Here is a 19,506-nt window from a genome sequence, read left to right as displayed (position 1 = left end):
AGCGCCACTCCTCCCGCACTCCCGGTTCCGCCAGGTCCCGGGTCCCCCCACGAGTGAAGGAGCAGCATGTCGCTCTACACATGGCTGAAGACGGCCACCGTCGGCGCCGCGGTCGTCCTGGCCACGGCATCGGCCACCACGGCGAACGCCGCACCCACGCCGACGACGGAGCCTTCGGCGACGAGCGTCGCGGCAGTGGTGACTCTTCGTTACGACGACAGCCGCGCCGGAGGCTGGGAGGCGGCCATCGCGGCCGGTGTCGCCTCGTGGAACGCGAACGTCGACAACGTCAAGCTGGTCGAGGCCCCGCCGGGCACCCGGGCGGAGATCGTGATCGTGGCGACCACCGGCTGGCCCCAGGCCACGCTCGGACCCGTCCGTCCGGGCCGGCAGGTCCGTGTCGAGCTGGGGAGTCAGGCGGTGAGCCAGGGGTACGACAAGACCCGCATCGCCGCCCATGAACTCGGCCACAGCCTGGGCCTCCCCGACACCAAGCCCGGCCCGTGCACGCAGTTGATGTCGGGATCCAGCGCCGGTACGGCGTGCGTGAACGCGGTCCCCAACGCGACCGAGCAGGCCCGGGTGGAGTCCGCCTACGCCGGCGGCGCCGCCTCAAGCATCGCGACCGACGGCCGCACCCTCGTGGACGCCCCGTAACCCCGTAACCCCGTAACCGAAGCCTCAACGGCCGAGGTCCCGAACGGCGGGGCGCCCGATCGAAGTCCACGATCGGGCGTCCTGCCGTCACCGTCGACAGCTGGTGCGAGCCACCTCTGTCAGTCGCCCGCGTACCAGCGCTGGTTGGACCCACCGTTGTTCTTCCACAGCTGGGCCGGGGCGCCGTTCGCGTTGCTGAAGCCACCGATCTCGATGTTGAAGGAACTCCACGCGAAGTAGTAGACGGGGCCGACCCCTTCGCCCGGGAGGCGGTAGAACCTCTGATTTATGTCGTCTTCGCCGAAGTTGTAGTGGCACGTCCACTGGATCAGCTGGACTCCGTTCGCCACATTGCCGTTGGGGATGTCCACGCATCTGCCCGAGTGGACATTCACCAGGGTGAACTGGTTCACCCCATCGGGGTCGACCACCCACCAGCGCTGGTTGTCGCCGCCGGTGCAGTCCCACTGGCGGACGGGAGCGCCGTTGTCCAGACTCCAGTCGGCCACCTCCAGGCACTTCCCGGACGCCCGGTTGATGATCCTCGTGGGCCCCCCGGTCGATGCGTCGGCGGACGCGGGCTGCACCAGGGTGAAGGACAGAATGAATCCGGCGAGGCCGGCGAAGGCCCGCAGAGCGGTCTTTCTCAGGTTCACGATGATCTTCCAGAATCGATTCGGACGGACGCCGTGCGGGACTCACTGTGCTCGGCGCCTCCAACCGCTGGTTAACACCGCTCTAACGGATCCGCGGCACGGACGACCACGACACCCCTCAGGATCCCGCCGAGCCGGTCAGGGGGTGACGATCGGGAAATTCGGGTCCGGCTTCGTCACGTACGAGAAGAGGCGGGCCAGCAGCTCCGGGTCGCCGTCGACGACCACTCCGTCCAGGCCCTTCCCGGCCAGGACGCCGAGGAGCCGTGACTTGGTCAGGGTGAGGGTGAGACCGGCGGGGGTCCGGGGTTCGCCCTCCACGGTCCGGTGGGTGAGGGCGCCGTTGTGCAGGGTGAGGCGATGACGGGCGTTCTCGTCGACGAGCACGAGATCGATCGTGATGTCCTCGTTCCAGGCGCGCGGCCCGTCGATCCGGATGGCGATCGAGTCCGCGAGCATGGGGACCGTGAGCGCCTTGAGCAGTTCGGGGCTGGACAGGTCGACGATGTCGGAGGACGGTCCGTCACGGAGTTCCTTCGCCCCTGTCAGATAGAAGTTCCGCCAGGTGCCGTTCTCGGCGCCGTGTCCGAGCGCTTCGTACACCCCGGCGAGAGCGGACTTCGCCTCCGAGTTCTGCGGATCGGCGAAGACGAGGTGGTTGAGCACCGTCGCGGCGAACCGCAGATCGCCGCTCTCGATGTACGTGCGGGCCTTGGCGAGCGCTTCGGCGGGGCCGCCGGCCAGGGCCACGTACCGCACCGCGAGTTCCACCGGCGGGTGCTCCCAGAGGTGGGCGGGGTTGCCGTCGTACCAGCCGAGGTAACGCTGGTAGATCGCCTTGGTGTTGTGGCTGAGGGAACCGTAGTAGCCACGGGCGTGCCAGGACTTCTCCAGGGCGGGCGGCAGCTCGATCCGCTCGGCGATCTCGACGCCGGTCAGGCCGTCGTTGAGCATGCGCAGCGTCTGATCGTGCATGTACGCGTACAGGTCACGCTGCTCGGCCAGGAACCGCACCACGTTGTCGTGGCCCCAGGTCGGCCAGTGGTGGGAGGCGAAACCGACGTCGTAGCGCCCGTGGAAGTACTCGATCGCCTCGTCGAGGTAGCGGGCCCAGATCCGCGAGTCGCGGACGACGGCGCCGCGCAGGGTCAGGACGTTGTGCATGGTGTGCGTGGCGTTCTCGGCCAGGCACAGCGCGCGGTGGTCGGGGAAGAGGAAGTTCATCTCGGCCGGCGCCTCGGTACCGGGTGTCAGCTGGAAGACGATCCGCACCCCGTCGACCGTCTCCTCCTGCCCGGTCTCCGTGATGTCCACGGTCGGCGGAACGAGGGAGATCACGCCGGTCGAGGTGGACTGCCCGAGGCCCACGCCGATCTGGCCCGCCGGCGAGGTGGGGAGCATGACGCCGTACATGTACCCGGCTCGGCGGCCCATGGCGTTGCCCGCGTAGACGTTCTCGCTGACCGCGTGCTCCAGGAAACCGGCCGGTGCGAGGATCGGCACACCCTCCTCCGTGCCGTGTGGGAGCACCCCGCGGGAGCCGCCGAAGTGGTCGCCGTGCGAATGGGTGTAGATCAGTCCGGTGACCGGGCGGTCGCCACGGTGCCCGCGGTAGAGAGCGAGGGCCGCGGCGGCGGTCTCCACGGAGATGAGCGGGTCGATGACGACGATCCCGCGCTCGCCCTCGACGATCGTCATGTTGGAGAGGTCCAGGCCGCGGACCTGGTAGATGCCCTCGGTGACCTCGTACAGGCCCTGCCGGGCGCAAAGCTGCCCCTGGCGCCACAGACTCCGGTGCGCGGTGTCGGGGCAGTCGCCCTCGAGGAAGGCGTAGACGTCGTTGTCGTAGACGACCCGGCCGTCCGCCGCCTTGACGACGCCTGGGTCGAGAGCGCCGACGAACCCCCGATCGGCGTTCTCGAAGTCCGTCGTGTCCTCGAACGAGGGCAGGGTGCTCATACGGCCGCTCCGTTGCATGGTCTGGCGTACTGTCGCTCAATAGGACCATTCATTTGAAACCCTTGCATATCGCTTGATAGCCCACTCCTCCTTGCCCGCCGTCGCGTCACATTTCGGCCCACACCGTCTTCCCGTCGTCGGCGTAGCGGACGCCCCAGTTCTTTGCGAGGGTGGCGCAGATGAGCAGTCCCCGGCCGCCTTCGTCGCCGGCTCTGGCGTGCCGGAGGTGCGGGGCGGCCGCGCCGGCATCGCTGACCTCGCAGATGAGCCCTGTCGAATCCGGTGCGTCCGCGATGAGTCGGAGCGTGATCGGGGCCGCGCCGTAGCGGATAGCGTTGGTGACGAGTTCGCTGGCGACCAGCGTCGCCGTGAAGGGGTCGGCGGGGTGCCCCCACTGCCGGAGGCAGGACTCGACATGACTCCGTGCGGTGGCGACGGACGGGAAGTCGAAGGGAATCGTCCACTGGGCCAGTTCGCTCGGCGGCAAGTGGCGCGTGCGGGCGACCAGCAGGACGCGGTCGGGGGCCAGGAGCCGGTCCACGTCGTCCGCCATCGCCTCCGGGGTGCGTCCGGGGTGGACCAGTGCGTTGACGACGGCTTCCATCGACGGGCCGTCGTCGACGTATGCCGCCGCGGAGGCCATGCAGAGGATGCTGCCCTCGGGCGGGACATGCGTGGAGCAGGCGAAGGGCGGCCCCTCGGCTCCGAGCAGGGGGCTGTCGTCGACCGGCTTCGTGTCGACCGTTCCGTCGGGGTGGGCGACGACGAACAGGGAACGTCCGGCGCGTGCGATGTCGAGCCGGCCGCCGACCGGGTCGTGGACGGCGATCGTGCAGCTCGCGGTAGGGACGCCCGCATCGGACGGATCATCCTGTTCGGCGGCGAGCCGGAGGGTGGTGGCGTGGAGCCTGGCGAGCAGTTCGTGCGGGTCGAGATCGAGGGTGGTCAGACTGTTGACGGCGGTCCGCAGCCGGCTCATGGTGGCGACGGTACTCAGCCCGGCGTGCTCGACCTGGCCCACGACGAGCGCGACGCGCGCCCCCGGAAGCGGGATGACGTCGAACCAGGAGCCGGCGCCTCGGCCACCGGACCGGTGCCGCTGGGCGACTTCGACGGCCCTCTGCGTGACCTGCTCCTGGCGCAGCGGCCAGCTCTGCAGCGCCGTCATCACGATGTGTTCGCGGGTGAACCGCAGGGCGTTCTCCAGGCAGGTCACCGTACGGGCGGCCATGCCGTCGACGAGGTCGAGGTCACCGGCACCGTACGGTTCGGCCCCCGCCACCCGGTGGAAGGCGACGGCACCGAAGATCTGCCCGCGCATCGCCAACGGCGCCGCGATCCCGGCAGAGGCGTCGCGTCCGCCCGTCGCCGACATGATCGAGGAAGCCGTCGCGGACAGGACGTCTCCGAAGACGCCGGGAAGCAGGATGGCTCCTGCCTCCGGAACGGACATGTCCCCGCGCGTGCTCCCCGCCGCGGCGCAGCGCAGGAGTGGAAGGCTGTCCGCTGCCTGCAGGCCGGGTTCCTTTCCCTGCAGTACGGCGTCGGTGAGGGCGACGACGGCCCAGTCGGCGAAGTCGGGCACCGCCACTTCGACGAGTTCCCGGGCCGTGCGCTCCACATCGAGGCTGGAGCCGATCCGTTCGCGGGCGCTGTGCAGCAGTCGAAGCCGGTCCTGTGCGCGTTCACGCGCGGTCACGTTCGTGCTCGTGACGACCACGCCGAGCACACGCCCCGCATGGTCCTCGAGCCGGTGAGCGGAGACCGAGAAGACGCGCCTTGTCTGCGGATCGGCAGGAGGCCGGCTCGTGATGAGCCGTTCGACCACCGGGCGTCCCGTGGCGAGGACCTCGCGCAGAATGCTCCCGTCGACACGGACCCCGACAGGGGCATAGGCCTCCGCCGCCGGCATCCCGACCACGCGCTCCGCCTGGAGGCCGAACAAGCCGAGGGTGACGGCGTTCACGCGGACGATGCGCAGATCCGTGTCCAGGACGTGGAGTCCCACGTCGGACTGCGCGAAGACGGCGTCGAGGATGGCCTCGTCCCACACACCTCGACGGCCGTGTTCCGCATCGTCGGCGTCCGGTTCCGGTCGGCTACGGCGCCGGAAAAGACCGTCCCGGGCCCCCTGTTCGCGGGGCTCTTCGGGGTGTGCGTTCACCCGTCCCTCCCACCCGTCCACACATGCCGGCACAAGGACCGGGACAGATCGTCGCCGGTCGAAGCGCCTCTCCGAGCTCGTCGCCTGAACCGGCCGACCCCGCCGGCGCGCTCCTCCCGGTGATGTCCTGGGGTGCGTGGGCCACGCCTCCAGCTCTCCGAGGTGCGGCCACGCCGGGCGACTCGGCGCGCCCTGATCCCGAGCCTCGCGCAGGGCGGGCGCCTTCGGCGAGGTGGAAGGGACCGTTCGAGTGAATGGCGGCGACCGGCAAGGAGCTTCCGGCACAACAGAAAGAGGGGGCGCCGGTGCCACCGAACGGCCAAGGTCGGGCGGACCGTCATCTCTCGTCCCGGGCTGGTCCGATCGGTCGGATCCTCAGGTCGTCGCGCCGGGCGCGGCGGCGATGAGGCTATGGATGCGTCACCGGACCATCCATCGGCATCACCCTCAGGAGCCACTCAATGCGCCCCATCAGAGCAGCCTGTCTCGGAACGGCCACTGCGCTCGTCACCCTGCTCGCCGGCGCCCCTGTCGCCGCCGCTGCCGATTCGGCCCATGCCACGGGCAAGGACAAGGTCATCATCCTCATCGGCCGGCTCGCGGAGCAGACGCGTTTCCCCGTCAACCCCGGCGGCAGCCCCGCCCAGGGCGATCGGACCGTCTTCCGTTCGGTCCTCTTCGACCAGGAAGGCAACCAGGTCGGCGAGACCGGCGGCACCTGCGACACCACCCGGGTCGACAACGGCGGAGCGGAGGTGTGCGTCGTGACCTACAACCTCCCGGGCGGCCAGCTCTCCGTGCAGGGGATGGTCTTCGGCCAGCTCAACCCGGGCCCGCCCCCTTCGTTCGACAACGGGATCACCGGCGGCACCGGCACGTACGACCGGGCTCGCGGCTCCATCCACGCCGAAACGATCGCTCCGGGCACACGGCGCTTCACGATCAACCTCGCCTGAAAGACGCCTGCCACCAAGCCCGTTCAGGGGCACGGGGCACGGGGCACGGGCTTCGGATAAGACGTCCGCCGAGGCCGCCGTCGGGGACGACCTCGGCGATGCGGGCGAGGTCGTCGGTGGTGTACTGGTCGCGAGACGTCACCTCGCCGCTGAGGAAGCCGCGGGCGAGTGGGGAGTAGGCGACGAAGCCGACGCCGAATCCGCCAGGACCGGGAAGAGCTCCTGCTGCCCGACGCCCGGCCGGCCCGCCTTCGGTGGCGACGGCGGGACAGGCCGGCAAGAAGATCGGCTGCGGGCCCACCTGCCCGCTGGCGACCACCGGCCGCGCCTACTACGGCGACCACGTCGCCGGCTCCGTCACCGCCTCCGACTTCTCGAAGGTCTCCTCGGCCTCCGGAGCGGTCGCGACGCGCACGTGTTGCAGGCACAGCGCCTGTTCGGCGAGCCGGACTACCTCCTGCGGGTCGCCACTGCCGACCTGGCCGCCTTCCAGCACCTCTACGACCAGCAGCTCGCCCGGCTCCCCGGCGTCCAGCGCCTGACGTCCACCCTCGTCATGAAGAACGTCGTCCAGGACAGACCGCTGCCCGAATAGCCGCTGAGCTGCCGGCGTACGCGCGGCCCCTCGGCCGCCACGTTTCGAAGCTCCGTGCACGGACAAACGGTTCGTCGACGCGTGGGCAAGGGAGGGGTTTCGAATGAAGGCGACCAGTGTGGACACCGGTGCGGTCAGAAGGAGCCCCAGAGCTTCGTGGCGCGACCTGGTGCTCGCCGTGGGGCTCGTGGGGATATGCCTCGCCGGTCTGATGCTCTTCTTCAAGGCAGCCCAGACGGCGGGAAGCCGCGGCTCAGGAGTCGTCGCCGTCGTGCTCGTGGCGCTCGGCGTCCTGGGAGTGTTGTCCGTCGGACTGTCGACCGCCAAGAGGGGCATGGCATCCTTCCGGGTGCACGGGCGGAGGCCTGACGTCCGGCGGGACGACCCGGTCCCCGCGCCGACCGCTCCCGACATCGGCGGCGAGGCCCTGGACCACACAGCCGTCGACGCCGACGGTTTCGAGCACACGGTGGCAGCGCTCTGCGCGAGGGACGGCTGCACCCCCGTGGAAGTGGTGGGCGGGGCGGGCGATCTGGGCGCCGACGTCGTCGCGGTCACCGTGGACGGCCGACGTCTCGTACTCCAGTGCAAGCACTACGCACCGGACAACCGGGTCGGCTCCCAGGATCTGCAGCGGTTCGGCGGCACGTGCTTCACCATCCACGAGGCGGACGTGGCCGTGGTCGTGACCACAAGCTCCTTCACCGCGCCGGCCGTCGAATACGCCGCCACGTGCGGGATCATCTGCGTGGACGGCGAGGCACTGGCCGCGTGGACGGACCAGATCACGCCCGCGCCCTGGGAAGCACCCGCGACGGAGCCGACGGCTCCCATCTCGCTGAGCGGCGACCCGGCCTGAGCCTCCGGACCGGTTGCGGAGGCCCGCGGGCGGGGGGGGTGGGCATTCTCGTTGCGTCAGCGCAGGTAGGCGTGCAGGGCCCCGAGTCCTGAGCGGGCCGAACTCGTCCAGGGCGAACGGCCGGTCCGGCCGCTCGGTGAGCGCGAACTCGATCCGGTCGAGCTTGGGGTCGAGTCCGGGTCCGGGGACTCCTTCCGGGTCTTGGTGCGGGGGCCGTCCACGGTCGGTCCGAACCTCGCGGTCCGAGAGGACTCAGGGCCCACAACGCCGGTGGCCGCAGGAGCGGCCCTCCGGCGCCGCCGCAGCGCCGTCGCTCACCGACTTCCGGGTGGACTCGCGGCGGGAACTCGGCGAACACCGCCGACTCGGCCGACGGTCCTTCACGATCGGGGAAGGATCACTTGGAGAGGCCCCGTCCTGGCGACAGGGCCGGGTCCGCGGCCGACGACACGACGAGGTGAATGGTGTGACGGGAATCAGCGGCGCCGGCGACCGGGACGCAGACCGCAAGAACCTGCTCCGTGGACTCAGCGTGGACGACACCAACCCCGAGCAGCCCGTTCTCCTCAGCGCCGAGGGCGCCCCGATCCGTACCTGGCGGGAGAACTACCCCTACGACCGCAAGCTACGGCGGGGCGAGTACGAGCGGGCCAAGCGGATCCTGCAGATCGAGCTGCTGAAACTGCAGCGGTGGGCCAAGGAGACCGGCGCACGGGTGGTCGTCGTGTGCGAGGGCCGCGACGCCGCCGGCAAGGGCGGCACCATCCAGCGGTTCACCGAGCGTCTGAACCCCCGGGGCGCCCGGATCGTCGCTCTGGACAAGCCGACGGAGCGGGAGGCCGGGCAGTGGTATTTCCAGCGCTACGTCGCCCACCTCCCCGGCCCCAGCGAGATCGTCTTCTTCGATCGCTCCTGGTACAACCGGGCGGGCGTCGAGCGCGTCATGGGATTCTGCTCGGACGACGAGTACACGCTCTTCCTACGCCAGTGCCCGGCGTTCGAGCGCATGCTGGTCGACGACGGCATCCACCTGGTGAAGTTCTGGTTCTCGGTGTCGCGATCCGAACAGCACACCCGGTTCGCGATCCGGCAGGTCGACCCCGTACGCCAGTGGAAGCTCTCCCCCACCGATCTGGCGTCGCTGGACCGCTGGGACGACTACACCACCGCCAAGGTCGACATGTTCAGGGCGACGGACACCGCGCACGCTCCCTGGACGGTCGTCAAGAGCAACGACAAGCGCCGCGGGCGTCTGGAGGCCATGCGCAGTCTCCTCTGGCGCATCGACTACACGAGCAAGGACCCCGAGGCGGTGGGGGAACCCGACCCGCTCGTCGTCGGCGCCGCGGACACCCTCCTGGAGGCCGGTGAGGAGACCTCCACCCTCTCCCCCACACCCCTGGCCCCGCGCCATCAAGGCCCGGGAGCCCACCCGGAGACGAACAGCGACACGTAGGCGCTCGACCCCCGTGGCCGAGGTCGGTCAGTCGGTGTCGCTTGCGATCTCCAGAGCCAGGGCCTGCAAGATCTGCTCGGTGGGCGCTCCGGACTCCGTCTGGTCGTACGCATCGGCCACCGTCTCGAAGGCGAGGATGAACCCGCTGACCAGAGCACTGACCGGTCCCGTGAGCTGGGTCAGAACCGCCGCTCCGACCTCCACCGCATCGTCGGTATCGGGAACCAGGAACCGCGTCGGAATGACCTCACCGAGCAGGTCGGAGACGTAATCCTGGGCGACTCCCCCGCGCAGGGCCGTGAGCGCCGCGATTGCCTTGAGCTGGATCTCACTCTCGGTCATGCGTCGAGCGTAGGCATTTCGGGCCGGTATCGACGCGGCCACGCCGATCGGCGGAACGCATATCGGACGGGGGCCTGCTCAAGCCGACGGACTTTGCCGCTCGTGCGCGTCCGACACGACTGTCAGCCGTGTAGGTGCGGAAGAAGCCGGTCCGGGGTCAGGGGCAGGTCCCGCAGCCGTACGCCCACCGCGTGGTGCACGGCGTTCGCGATCGCGGCCGCCGTCCCCACGATGCCGATCTCCCCGATCCCCTTGCTGCCCATGGGGTTGAGATGGGGGTCCTCCTCATGGAGCCAGTGCGCTTCGATCGTCGGCACGTCGGCGCAGACGGGGACGTGGTACGAGGCCAGGTCCCGTTCGGCGAAGTCCCCGAACGCGGGGTCGAGCGTGCTGCTCTCGGTCAGCGCCATGCCCAGCCCCATGGTCATACCGCCGATGAACTGGGAGCGCGCGGTGTGCCGGCTGAGTACCCGGCCGGCTGCGAAGACCCCGAGCAGGCGTCGGACCCGTACCTCCCCCGTCACGGTGTCCACGTCGACCTCCGTGAACTGCGCACCGAACGCGTGCCGTGCGTACGGGGATTCCCGGCCTGCCTCCTCGGCGGTGTCCGCCCGGGCGGTGAGGCCCTCGGGCGGGAGCGGGCCGGAGTGGGCGCGCACCATGCCGGCCAGGGCCGTACAGGCTTTGTGAACGGCCCAGCCCCAGGACGAGGTGCCCGACGAGCCGCCGGCCAGGGGGGCGGTCGGCAGCGCGCTGCTCCCGAGCTCCACGCGTACCGAGGCCGGCGGGACGTCGAGCGCCTGGGCGGCGATCCGGGCGAGGACGGTCCGGGCCCCGGTCCCGATGTCGGTGGCCGCGAGCCGTACGAGGTGCGTGCCGTCCGGAGCGGCGTGCGCGGAGGCCGACGAGGGACTCAGGAGGTACGGGTAGGTCGACGCGGCCACGCCGGTGCCGGTCAGTCGGCCGCCGGCCCGTCGCACTCCTGGGCGGGGGTCGCGGCCCTCCCAGCCGAAGCGCCGCGCGCCCTCCCGAAGGCATTCCGTGAGGCCCCTGCTACTGAACGGCCTGCCGCTGTCGGGTTCGGTGTCGGGCTCGTTGCGCAGCCGGAGTTCGACAGGATCGACGCCCGTGGCGACGGCGAGTTCGTCCATGGCCGCTTCGAGGGCGTACATGCCGGACGCCTCGCCCGGAGCACGCATCCACGAGGGCGTCGGCACGTCCAGGGCCACCACCTGGTGGCTCGTCCGGCTGTGCGGCGAGGTGTACATGGTGCGCGCGGGGACGGCCGCCTGCTCCACGAACTCCTTGACCGTGGAGGTCTGCGTGACGACCTCGTGGGCGAGGGCGCTGATCACGCCGTCGACGTTCGCGCCGATGCGGACGCGCTGGACCGTGGGGGCGCGGTGACCGACGACGGCGGCGAGTTCGCGGCGCGGGAGGACCAGCTTCACCGGCCGTCCGAGGTGCAGGGCGGCCATCGAGGCGAGGACGGCCTGGGGCCTCGGGGTGCCTTTGGAGCCGAAGCCGCCGCCGACGTACGCGGAGACGACCGTGACGCGGTGCCGGGGCACCTGGAACAGCCGCGCGAGGACGTCTCGTACCTTCGTCGCCCCCTGGCTGGAGTCGTACACGGTCAGAGCGCCGTCCTCCCACCACGCGGTGGAGGCGTGCGGCTCCATCGGATGGTTGTGCTGGGCGGTCATCGTGTACGTGGCGTCGACGCGCACGGCCGACGTGGCGAAGGCCGCGTCGAAGTCCCCGCGCTCGCGCAGGGCCGGATGGCCGCCGTTGGCCTCCTCGGGTGCGTAGAGGCCGGGGTGGCCGGCGGTCGGGCCCGGGTCGTGGTCCTCGGTGGCGTACTCGATCCGCAGGTCGTCGGCGGCGGCGCGGGCGTTCTCCAGGGTGTCGGCGACCACGAGGGCGACGTACCAGCCCCGGTGCGGAACGCGATCGGTCTGGAGCAGCGTCAGGGTCGGGTCCTCGGCCTCGCCGAGACGGGGCGCGTTCGTGTGGCTGAGTACGGCGTGGACGCCCGGCCGTCGCGTGATCTCGTCGACGTGGACGGCGGTCACCCTGCCCCGCGCGACGGTGGCGGGCACGGGCACGGCGTGGACGCAGCCGGGCGGGGTGTGCTCGGCGGCGTAGCGCGCCGTGCCGGTCACCTTCTCCCCGGCGTCACGACGGACGCAGTCGTCACGGCGGTCGGCTGTGTCACGACGGTCGGCGTCTTCTCCGTCGGGCGCGGAGGGGACCGGGGAAGGGGAGTTCATGGGCATGACGGTGGCCGGCTCCTCAGGGGCGGGACGCGAGATCGGTGAGCACGCGTACGGCGAGACCACGGGCGAGCGGCACCTTGAAGGCGTTGTCGCGCAACGGCTCGGCCGCGGCGAGCTCGGCGTCGGCGGCCCGTACGCACGTCTCTTCCGTGGCGGGAGCTCCTCGGAGGACCTCCTCGGCCGCGCGGGCCCGCCAAGGTGCGTGCGCGACCCCGCCGAAGGCGAGCGCGGCATGGCGGACGACTCCGTCCTCGACCGTGACGGCCGCGGCGACGGACACGAGCGCGAAGGCGTACGAGGCGCGGTCGCGGGCCTTGCGGTAGGCGCTGTGGGTTCCGGCGGGCGGCGGGAGCGTCACCGCTGTCACGAGTTCGCCCGGCCGGAGGACGGTGTCGTGCTCCGGCGTGTCACCGGGCAGCCGGTGGAACTCCGTGAGAGGTACGGTGCGCTCGCCGTCGAGGCCGATGAGGTGCACCCGGGCATCGAGAGCGGCGAGCGCGACCGCCATGTCCGAGGGGTGGGTGGCGACGCACCGCTCGGAATGGCCGAGTACCGCCAGGTCGCGGTGGACGCCCTCGCGGGCGGGGCAGCCGGTGCCCGGCGCGCGTTTGTTGCAGGGCTTCGAGGTGTCCTGGAAGTACGGGCAGCGGGTGCGCTGGAGCAGGTTGCCGCCGGTGGTGGCGGCGTTGCGCAGTTGTGCGGAGGCTCCTGCGAGGAGTGCCTGCGACAGTGCGGTGTAACGGGTCCGTACCAGCGGATGGGCGGCCAGGTCGCTGTTGCGGACGGTGGCCCCGATGCGCAGGCCTCCGTCCGGGGTCTCGTCGACGCCGTCCAGCGGGAGTCGGCTGATGTCGACGAGGAACGGCGGGTCGGCCACGCCCAGCTTCATGAGGTCGACGAGGTTGGTGCCGCCGGCGATGTACTGGGCGCCGGGGTGCTCCGCGTACGCGGCGAGCGCCTGGTCGGCGCGGTCGGCGCGAAGGTATGCGAAGGGCTTCACGAGGCGACCTCCTCGATGGCGTCCACGATGTTCACGTAGGCACCGCAGCGGCAGATGTTGCCGCTCATCCGCTCGCGGATCTCCTCCGGGGTGAGGGGCTCCGGGTCGCCGCTGCCCGGCCGGTCCGGCGGTGTGACGTGTGAGGGGTGCCCGGCGGCGGCCTCATCCAGCATGCCCACGGCGGAGCAGATCTGGCCGGGTGTGCAGTAGCCGCACTGCAGGGCGTCGCGAGAGACGAACGCCTCCTGAAGGGGGTGGAGCCGGTCGTGGCCCGTGAGGCCCTCGATCGTGGTGACGGGCTCGTCGCAGGTGACGGCGAGCATGAGGCAGCTGTTGATCCGCCGGCCGCCCACGAGCACGGTGCAGGCGCCGCATTGGCCGTGGTCGCAGCCCTTCTTCGCGCCAGTGAGGTCCAGGTGCTCACGCAGGGTGTCCAGGAGGGTCGTGCGGTTGTCGAGCCGTAGTTCGTGCGTGTTCCCGTTGATCCGGAGCGAGACGTACGACGTGGCGTCGGGCTGTCCCCTCTCCGTCCCGCCTTCACGGAAGGTCCGGCTCCCACTGGTCGCCCGGGCATCGTCCACGGTCCTCACTCCTTCGACGGCGATGGGGGTCGGCTGCTGGCCGTCGTCTCCTTGGACGCGCGGCGAAGAATGCGGGGGGAGGGGAAGTCGGGTACGAGTGCCGGCGGCGGCGGTGCCCGAGGTGCACCCGCGCGGGGACCCTCGACACCGCCCGCGACCGCCCCCGCGGCACCCGGAGCCGACGCTCAGCAGATACGCGGCAGCTGCTCCCCGAGCGGCATGTCCACCACGCGCGTCCCGCCGAGCCCCGTACGGGCGACCACCATGCCCGGATGCGCCTCGACGACCTCGCCGATCACGGTCGCCCCGGCACCCAGCGGATGCGCGCGCATCGCCGCGAGGACGGCGTCGGCCTGCCCACGCGGGACGAAGGCCACCAGCTTCCCCTCGTTCGCCACGTACATCGGGTCGAGGCCGAGCACCGCGCACGCGTTGGCGACAGGGGCGGGGACGGGGACGGCCCGCTCCTGGACGACGATGCCGGTGCCCGAGGCGGCCGCGATCTCGTTGAGCGAGGCGGCGAGTCCCCCGCGCGTGGGGTCACGCAGCACGTGCAGGTCCGTCGAAACCGCGAGCATCGCCTCGACCAGGCCACCGAGTGCCGCGCAGTCGCTCTCGATCTCCACCCCGAACTCCAGGCCCTCGCGCACGCTCATGATCGCGACGCCGTGGACGCCGATGGGCCCGCTGACGATCACGACGTCGCCGGGCACGACGCGTTGCGGCCGCAGGTCGACTCCGGGCGGGATGAGACCGATGCCGGAGGTGTTGATGTAGATACCGTCGCCGTGTCCGGCCTCCACCACCTTGGTGTCGCCGGTGGCCACCTGCACGCCGGCCGCGCGGGCCGCCGCGCCGAGGGCGTTCGCCACACGGGCGACGACGTGGGTCTCCACCCCCTCCTCCAGGATGAAGCCGCAGGAGAGATAGGCGGCGCGGGCCCCGCTCATGGCCAGGTCGTTCACCGTGCCGTTGACGGCCAGGTCGCCGATGCTGCCCCCGGGGAAGAAGAGGGGGCGCACCACGAAGGAGTCGGTCGAGAAGGCGAGCCGGGCGCCGCCGAGTTCGACGGTCGCGGCGTCGGTGGTGACGGAGAGCGCGGGGCCGCCGAAGGCGGGCGCGAAGACGTGCTCCACCAGTTCGGCGGAGAGGGCGCCGCCTCCACCGTGGCCCATCACGACACGCGGCTGGTCCCGCAGTGGGGCCGGGCAGGTCCAGGCGAGCATGTCGGGTGCCTGCTCCGCAGGGGTGACGCGGGTGAGCTCAGACAACGGAACTGCCTTCCAGGGGTGAGGACTTGGCCGACGTGGACTGGGCCGGCGCCGACTCCGCCGTCGCGGACCTCGCCGTCGGGGTGCCGAGCTCGAGCCTTCGGTAGAGGTAGTACGCGGCGCACGCCCCCTCGCTGGAGACCATCGTGGCGCCCAGCGGAGAGCGGGGCGTGCACGTCGTGCCGAAGGCCTCGCACTCGTGAGGCTTCAGCAGCCCCTGCAGGACCTCGCCGCTGCGGCACTCCGCCGGCTCACGGGTGTCGATCCCCTCGACCGAGAAGCGGTGCTCGGCGTCGTATGCGCGGTACCGCTTCGAGAGCCGCCAGCCGCTGTCCGGGATGACGCCGATCCCTCGCCAGGCACGGTCGGTGACCTCGAAGACGTCGTCCAGCATCGCCCGGGCGGCCTGGTTGCCCTCGGCCTGTACGGCACGCGGATACGCGTTCTCGACGCGGTGCTCCCCGCGCTCCAGCTGGAGCACCGCCCGTCGTACGCCTTCGAGGATGTCCAGCGGCTCGAACCCGGTGACGACGATCGGTACCCGGTGGCGTTCCGCCAGTTCGGGATACTCCTCCGTGCCCATCACGCTGCACACGTGCCCCGCGGCAAGGAAGCCCTGGACGCGGCAGTCGGGGGAGTTCATGATCGCCTCGATCGCCGGGGGTACCCGGACGTGGGAGACGAGGAGGCTGAAGTTCCGGATGCCGAGCTTGCGCGCCTGATACACCGTCATCGCGTTGGGCGGCGCCGTCGTCTCGAACCCGATGCCGAAGAAGACCACTTCTCGGTCCGGGTTCCGCTCGGCGATCCGCAGGGCGTCGAGCGGCGAGTAGACGACCCTGACGTCACCGCCCTGCCCGCGGACCTGGAACAGGTCACGGCCCGTGCCGGGAACCCTGAGCATGTCCCCGAACGAGCAGAAGATCACGCCCGGGCGGGACGCGATCTCCAGCGCCTTGTCGATCACCTCCAACGGGGTCACGCACACCGGGCAGCCGGGACCGTGAATCAACTCCACCTCAGGCGGCAGCAGTTGGTCGATTCCGTGTCGGATGATGGTGTGGGTCTGGCCGCCGCAGACCTCCATCAGCGCCCAGGGCCGGGTCACCGTTCCCCGGATCTCGTCGAGCAGCCGCCGGGCGAGCTCGGGGTCCTGGAACTCGTCGATGTACTTCACGGCTGCACCTCTCCGGCGACGCCCTCGTGCGCCGGCCGCTCGTCGCCCGTCGCTTCGGCGGCCGACTCCCACGGGTCGCCGAACTCCTCCTGGAGCATGCCGAGGGTCTCGAACAGCTCCAGCGTCCTCCTTGCCGACTCCTCGTCCAGACGCTGCAGGGCGAACCCCACGTGGACGATGGCGTACTCACCGGGCTTCAGGTCCGGCAGGTACTCCAGGCACACCTCCTTGACCACGCCGCCGAAGTCGACTGTGGCCATCCGGGTGCCGTCCCGGTCCTCGACGTCCAGCACTTTTCCGGGTACCGCAAGGCACATGGGTGTCTCCTCACTGTCGCTCTCGTCGTGGCGTGCCGGGGGCCGCGCGGTCCGTGACCCGGGCGGCCACGACAAGCTGACCGAGGGCCAGACCGCCGTCGTTCGGCGGGATCCGGCGATGGCGCAGGACGGTGAAGCCGTCCTCCCGCAGTCCGTGGGCGCAGGCCGACGAGAGCACCGTGTTGGCGAACACTCCCCCGGTCAACGCGACGGTCTCGATACCGGTCTCGCCGCGGGCGGCGACGCAGACTGTGCGGACCAGTCGCGCCACGGCGCGGTGGAACCGCGCCGCGACGACGGCCGTGGGGGTCCCGTCGAGTACGTCGGCGGCCACCGCGGTCAGCAGGGGAGCGGGGTCGGCGGTGAGCCGGGCTCCGGCGCGCGGCGAGCCGAGCCGGAAGGCGTAGCGTTCGTCCTCCGCCACGGCGGGTGCGCGCAGGGCTGCGGCCTCCAGCTCGATCGCGGCCTGCGCCTCGTATCCGGCGTGGTGGCAGATCCCCGCGAGGGAGGAGACGGCGTCGAAGAGGCGCCCCATGCTGGATGTGGGTACGCAGTTCAGTTCGCGCGCCAACTGACGTTCGAGCAGGCGGAGTTCTCCGAGTGCGCAGGCTCGTGTGCACGGCAGGCCGGGGTCGGCGGCGAGGCCCGCCGCCCGCAGGTGGGCGAGGGCCATGCGGTAGGGCCGTCGTACGGCGGCGTCGCCGCCCGGGAGGGGTACGTAGGCCAGGTGCGCGAACCGTGAGAACCCGGCGTAGTCCGCGAGCAGGAACTCGCCGCCCCACACGGCGCCGTCGAGACCGTAGCCGGTGCCGTCGAAGGCCACGCCGATCACGGGGCGCGTTCCGTCCAGGCCGTTCTCGGCCATCGCCGCCGCGACGTGGGCGTGGTGGTGCTGCACGGGGACGACGGGCCGCCCAGCGGCGTTGTCACGGGCCCAGCGGGTGGACCGGTAGGCGGGGTGACGGTCCGCGGCGAGCAGTCCGGGCCGTACGCCCGTGACGGACTCCAGCTGCCGCTCGGCGGAGGTGAGGGCGAGCTGCGTGGCGAGGTCGTCCATGTCGCCGATGTGGGCGGAGAGCCACGCCTGGCGTCCGTCGCCGAGGCAGAAGGCGTTCTTCAGGTCCCCTCCCACGGCGAGGGCGGGGGCGACCTCGACGGGCAGGGCGACCGGGAGGGGGGCGTAGCCGCGGGAGCGGCGCAGCGTCAGCTGCTCGCCGTCGCAGACGCGGACGACGGAGTCGTCGCAGGGCACATGGATGGGGCGGTCGTGCAGCAGCCAGGCGTCCGCGAGGCCGGCGAGCCTGGTCAGTGCCTCGGCGTCGTCCGTGACGATGGGTTCGCCCGAGAGATTGCCGCTGGTCATCACCAGCAATCGGGGGCCTTCCCGGTCCGGTGCGCCGAGGCCGAGGAGGAGGTGGTGCACGGGGGTGTACGGAAGCATGAAGCCGAGGTCCGGGCTGCCGGGCGCCACCCCTCGCGCCGGGGCGGCCCCCTGGCGCGGTCGGGCGTCGTCGTGGCGGCGCAGCAGGACGACGGGCCGGACGCCGCCGGTGAGGAGTTCCCGTTCGAGCGGGCCCAGGTGGGCGAGCGGCTCGATGTCGGCGAGGTCCGCTGCCATCATCGCGAACGGCTTGTCACCACGTGCCTTGCGGCGGCGTAGTTCGGCCACCGCGTCGGGGTTGGTCGCGTCGCAGGCGAGGTGGTACCCCCCGAGTCCCTTCACGGCGAGGATCGCGCCTGCCGCGAGCATCCGCCGCGCGGCGGTGACGGGGTCGGTACCGGCCGCGGTGCCGAAGCCGACCCCGTCACGGGACTCGGAACCGGAGTCGGCCCCGGTACCGGGCTCGGTGGCCGTACGGGAGTCAGTGTCCGTACGGCAGTCAGTGGCCGTACGGGACTCAGCGCCGGTCTCGGCCTCGGGTTCGCCGGCGCCCCTTGCGGAGACCAGTCGCAGCCGGGGGCCGCACCGGGGGCAGGCCACGGGCTGTGCGTGGAAACGCCGGTCGGCCGGGTCCGCGTACTCCCGGGCACAGTCCGGACACATCGGGAAGCCGGCCATGGTGGTGTGGGCGCGGTCGTAGGGCAGACCGGTGACGATGGTGAAACGCGGGCCGCAGTGGGTGCACGTGATGAAGGGGTGCAGATACCGCCGGTCGGCCGGGTCCGCGAGTTCCGCGAGGCAGTCGTCGCAGGTGGCCGTGTCCGGCGGGACGAGGGTGCGGACCGCGCCGCCCCGGCGGGAGGGCACGATCGTGAATCCGTCGCCGCCGCTCGCGACCACCTCGGCCGCCTCGACGGACTCCACCCGGGCCAGGGGCGGCGCGTCGGGGGCGATGCGGGCGCAGAAGGCGGCGACGTCCGCGGGGTCGCCCTCGACCTCCGCGACGACGCCGTCCGACGTGTTGGTGACGTGGCCCGACAGGCGCAGCCCGGTGGCGAGGGCGTAGACGAAGGGCCGGAAGCCCACGCCCTGCACGACGCCGCGGACGATCACCCGGCTGCGCCGGGGGGTCGTGGCGGGTGCGGGTCCGGGTCGCGCCGTGGTCATGCGCCGGCCCGGGCCATCACCGGGGTGTGGACGCGGTTCCCCTCGGCCGCCGCGAGCGCCCGGTCCAGCAGCGCGCCGGCGCCCCGGCCGTCGCGCACCGAGCTGAGGACGACCTCGACACCGGGGTTGACCTGCTGCACGTTGGCGCGGAAGGCGGCCTCGTCGAACTCCGCGGGCTCGGCCATGTCCGTCTTGGTGACGATCACCAGCTGGGCGAGGCCGAACGCGGTCGGGTACTTGAGCGGCTTGTCCTCCCCTTCCGTGACCGAGGCGAGCACGACGCGGAGGGACTCCCCCAGGTCGTAGCCGGCGGGGCAGACGAGGTTGCCGACGTTCTCGACGAACAGCAGCCGTGTGGACTCGGGCAGCCAGTCGTGCAGGTGCCGGGCGACCATGTCGGCCTCCAGGTGACAGAGACCGTCCGTGAGCACCTGCTTGACGGGGACCCCCGAGCGGGCCAGGCGTCGGGCGTCGTTCTCGGTGGCGAGGTCGGCGGTGAGCGCGGCGGCGCTGACGCCCCGTTCGCCGGCGAGACGCAGTTCGCGCTCCAGCAGGGCGGTCTTCCCGCTTCCGGGGCTGGAGAGCAGATTGACCACGGTGGTGCCGCGGGCGGTCAGTTCGGTGCGCAGGATCTGTGCCGCGGCCTCGTTCTTGGCGAGGACGGCACGCTGGAGATCGACTGCTCGGCACAT

Annotated in this window: 16 protein-coding genes and 1 pseudogene; 5 read left to right on the top strand and 12 right to left on the bottom strand. The window is 71.5% G+C overall.

Going from position 1 to position 19,506, the window contains the following annotated elements:
* Nucleotides 1-66 precede the first annotated feature (66 nt).
* Entirely contained in the window at nucleotides 67-657 is a 591-nt protein-coding gene (locus ACH4MY_RS08970) for a snapalysin family zinc-dependent metalloprotease (RefSeq protein ID WP_397999641.1), read from the top strand.
* A gap of 119 nt (nucleotides 658-776) precedes the next feature.
* Here the strand turns inward: ACH4MY_RS08970 and ACH4MY_RS08965 are convergent, their stop codons facing one another.
* The 3 genes from ACH4MY_RS08965 to ACH4MY_RS08955 form a co-directional block, all read right to left on the bottom strand.
* Nucleotides 777-1,313, bottom strand: coding sequence for an RICIN domain-containing protein (locus ACH4MY_RS08965; protein WP_397999639.1), 537 nt, complete (start codon nucleotides 1,311-1,313; stop codon nucleotides 777-779).
* A 138-nt stretch (nucleotides 1,314-1,451) separates the two neighbouring features.
* Entirely contained in the window at nucleotides 1,452-3,272 is a 1,821-nt protein-coding gene (locus tag ACH4MY_RS08960; protein ID WP_397999636.1) for an alkyl/aryl-sulfatase, read from the bottom strand.
* Between the two features lie 106 nt (nucleotides 3,273-3,378).
* Entirely contained in the window at nucleotides 3,379-5,325 is a 1,947-nt protein-coding gene (locus ACH4MY_RS08955; RefSeq protein WP_397999633.1) for a SpoIIE family protein phosphatase, read from the bottom strand.
* A gap of 572 nt (nucleotides 5,326-5,897) precedes the next feature.
* Here ACH4MY_RS08955 and ACH4MY_RS08950 point away from each other — a divergent pair.
* The 4 genes and pseudogenes from ACH4MY_RS08950 to ppk2 all read left to right on the top strand — a co-directional run bounded on the left by ACH4MY_RS08950 (nucleotide 5,898) and on the right by ppk2 (nucleotide 9,302).
* On the top strand, nucleotides 5,898-6,392 hold the full coding sequence (locus ACH4MY_RS08950) for a hypothetical protein (protein WP_397999631.1): 495 nt from the start codon (nucleotides 5,898-5,900) through the stop codon (nucleotides 6,390-6,392).
* 415 nt (nucleotides 6,393-6,807) lie between these two features.
* Nucleotides 6,808-6,987, top strand: a pseudogene (locus ACH4MY_RS08945) (Lrp/AsnC ligand binding domain-containing protein); the annotation flags it as partial.
* Nucleotides 6,988-7,090: 103 nt separating this feature from the next.
* Complete coding sequence (locus ACH4MY_RS08940) at nucleotides 7,091-7,846, top strand: restriction endonuclease (protein ID WP_397999628.1); 756 nt, start codon at nucleotides 7,091-7,093, stop codon at nucleotides 7,844-7,846.
* A 475-nt stretch (nucleotides 7,847-8,321) separates the two neighbouring features.
* Nucleotides 8,322-9,302 (top strand): polyphosphate kinase 2, encoded by a 981-nt coding sequence (gene ppk2, locus ACH4MY_RS08935; protein ID WP_398000549.1) that lies wholly within the window; start codon nucleotides 8,322-8,324, stop codon nucleotides 9,300-9,302.
* A gap of 27 nt (nucleotides 9,303-9,329) precedes the next feature.
* Here ppk2 and ACH4MY_RS08930 read toward each other — a convergent pair whose 3' ends face one another.
* From ACH4MY_RS08930 to hypB, 9 genes are all read right to left on the bottom strand, one after another.
* A complete protein-coding gene (locus ACH4MY_RS08930) occupies nucleotides 9,330-9,644 on the bottom strand; it encodes a hypothetical protein (protein ID WP_397999626.1) in 315 nt (104 codons plus the stop codon).
* Nucleotides 9,645-9,766: 122 nt separating this feature from the next.
* Entirely contained in the window at nucleotides 9,767-11,914 is a 2,148-nt protein-coding gene (locus tag ACH4MY_RS08925) for a xanthine dehydrogenase family protein molybdopterin-binding subunit (protein WP_397999623.1), read from the bottom strand.
* Between the two features lie 22 nt (nucleotides 11,915-11,936).
* Nucleotides 11,937-12,920, bottom strand: a complete 984-nt coding sequence (locus ACH4MY_RS08920; protein WP_397999621.1) for an FAD binding domain-containing protein — start codon at nucleotides 12,918-12,920, stop codon at nucleotides 11,937-11,939.
* Nucleotides 12,917-13,405, bottom strand: coding sequence for a 2Fe-2S iron-sulfur cluster-binding protein (locus ACH4MY_RS08915; RefSeq protein ID WP_398000546.1), 489 nt, complete (start codon nucleotides 13,403-13,405; stop codon nucleotides 12,917-12,919). Before ACH4MY_RS08915 ends, ACH4MY_RS08920 begins: the two co-directional genes overlap by 4 nt.
* Nucleotides 13,406-13,686: 281 nt before the next feature.
* Nucleotides 13,687-14,727 (bottom strand): hydrogenase expression/formation protein HypE, encoded by a 1,041-nt coding sequence (gene hypE, locus ACH4MY_RS08910; RefSeq protein ID WP_398000543.1) that lies wholly within the window; start codon nucleotides 14,725-14,727, stop codon nucleotides 13,687-13,689.
* A 37-nt stretch (nucleotides 14,728-14,764) separates the two neighbouring features.
* Nucleotides 14,765-15,949, bottom strand: a complete 1,185-nt coding sequence (hypD, locus tag ACH4MY_RS08905; protein WP_397999619.1) for a hydrogenase formation protein HypD — start codon at nucleotides 15,947-15,949, stop codon at nucleotides 14,765-14,767.
* The gene (locus ACH4MY_RS08900) at nucleotides 15,946-16,266 is read right to left on the bottom strand and encodes a HypC/HybG/HupF family hydrogenase formation chaperone (protein WP_397999617.1); all 321 of its coding nucleotides are present in this window, start codon (nucleotides 16,264-16,266) and stop codon (nucleotides 15,946-15,948) included. The genes hypD and ACH4MY_RS08900 overlap by 4 nt, the downstream gene beginning before the upstream one ends.
* A gap of 10 nt (nucleotides 16,267-16,276) precedes the next feature.
* Entirely contained in the window at nucleotides 16,277-18,814 is a 2,538-nt protein-coding gene (gene hypF, locus ACH4MY_RS08895) for a carbamoyltransferase HypF (protein ID WP_397999614.1), read from the bottom strand.
* Nucleotides 18,811-19,506, bottom strand: coding sequence for a hydrogenase nickel incorporation protein HypB (gene hypB / locus ACH4MY_RS08890; protein ID WP_397999611.1), 696 nt, complete (start codon nucleotides 19,504-19,506; stop codon nucleotides 18,811-18,813). The genes hypF and hypB overlap by 4 nt, the downstream gene beginning before the upstream one ends.

It is taken from the genome of Streptomyces sp. NPDC017246 (assembly GCF_044331325.1).
In the GTDB taxonomy this organism is placed as follows: domain Bacteria; phylum Actinomycetota; class Actinomycetes; order Streptomycetales; family Streptomycetaceae; genus Streptomyces.
This window is presented reverse-complemented; position numbering and strand designations above follow the sequence as displayed.